Below are 1,710 nucleotides of genomic sequence, written 5' to 3'. Positions count from 1 at the left end.
AGATACGACGGGCTCACCGCCTCCGCGGCGAGCTCCGGCCCCTCCAGGACGCCGTCTCCGCGCCGCGTCACCCGGTAGATCCCGGCCCCGCTCCCGGCCTCGCCGGTGTACGTGCCGACCCAGAACGCCCGCTCGCCCAACCCGGACTCCCTCCGCAGCAGCGATCCGCCCGCCCCGGCGCGGGCGCCGAGGGCGAGCCTAGCCCCGGCCCCACGGCGGGATTCGCGCAGTCCCAGGTCACATGCCCTTTGACCAGCGCAAACGTGACAAAGCTCATACACTTCGCTGGTTTGGAACGCGCCAAGGCACCCCGGCGTTCATTTCGCTTTGTACGACCTTTGGGGGGAGAAGACCTTGGCTTTCCCGGTGATGCTGCGCTCGCTGCGCCATCACAACTACCGGCTGTGGGCCGCCGCGGACCTCGTCTCGATCACCGGGACGTGGATGCAGGTCCTCGCGCTGAACTGGCTCGTCCTGTCCATCACGGGCTCGGCGACCAGTGTCGGGCTCGGCCTGTTCCTGCAGGCCCTGCCGACGATGCTGCTCGGCCCGTGGGGCGGCGTGATCGCCGACCGGCTGCCCGCCCGGTACGTCGTCGCGGCCGGGCAGGCGGTGCAGGCGCTGCTGTCCGGGATCCTCGCCGTCATCGCGGCGGGCGACCCGTCCGGCACCGCGGGGCTGTACGCGATCTCGCTGGTGTCCGGTGTCGTCACGGCCATGACCTCCCCCGCCCTCGGACGGTTCGGCGCCGAGGTCGTCGGGCCGGAGGACCTGTCCAACGGGCTGGCCCTCGGCTCGGTGCTCAGCTCCGGCGGGCGGATCCTCGGGATGAGCCTCGCCGGGGTCGTGATCCCGCTCGCCGGCGTCCCCGGCGCGTTCGCGACGAACTCCGTGAGCTTCCTCGGCGTCCTGGTCGCCATCGCGCTGATGCGCCCGAAGGAGCTGCACGCGCTGCCCCCGGCCGCGCCGGGGGAGTGGGGGGTCGCGGCCGGCTTCCGGTACGTCCTCGGCTCGCCCAGCCTCCTGATCATGTTCGGGCTGGCGTTCGTGCTCGGCAGCCTCGGCCGCAACTACCAGGTCACCATGGCGGCGATGAGCCAGGGCCCGCTGGACGCCGGCGCCGGCGGGTACGGCGCGCTGTCGGTGGCGTTCGCCGTCGGGACCGTCCTCGGCGGCGTCTACGCGGCCTCCCGCGCCCGCCTCCCGCTCCGCCTGCTGCTGATCACCGCGGCGCTGTGCGGCGCCGGGCAGATGCTCAGCGGCGTCGCGCCGGACCTGCTGCTGTTCGGCGCCGCGATGCTGCCGATCGCCGCGTGCGCGGTCGTCCTGGACACCACCGTCAGCACCCGCTCGCAGCTGGACAGCCCCGGCCACCTGCGCGGCCGCGTCATCGCCGCCCAGGGCATGGTCGGCGCCGCGTCCGGCGCGGTCGGCGGACCGGCGCTGGGCGCGCTGTGCGACACCCTGGGCCCGCGCACGGCGCTGGTCTCCGCCGGTGCGGTCAGCCTCGCCGCGGCCCTCGCCGCCGCCTACGGCCTGGCCCGGGTGCGCAGGGCCCGCGCCGCCGCGCCCACCGTCCCGGCTACCGTCCCCGCCGCTCCTGTTGCCGTCTCCACCGTCCCGGCTACCGTCCCCGCCGCTCCTGTTGCCGTCTCCACCGTCCCGGCTACCGTCCCCGCCGCTCCTGTTGCCGTCTCCACCGTCCGGGCT

At 74.7% G+C, this 1,710-nt stretch carries 1 protein-coding gene; it reads left to right on the top strand.

The genetic code is table 11. From position 1 onward, the window contains the following. Window positions 1-354 precede the first annotated feature (354 nt). Window positions 355-1,710, top strand: a 1,356-nt coding sequence (locus E1264_RS42405; RefSeq protein WP_207937000.1) for an MFS transporter, incomplete at its 3' end; no start/stop codon positions are given.

Source organism: Actinomadura sp. KC216 (genome assembly GCF_004348535.1).
In the GTDB taxonomy this organism is placed as follows: Bacteria; Actinomycetota; Actinomycetes; order Streptosporangiales; family Streptosporangiaceae; genus Spirillospora.
The sequence above is the reverse complement of the archived record's forward strand: the minus strand, read 5'-3'. Positions and strand labels throughout refer to the sequence as shown.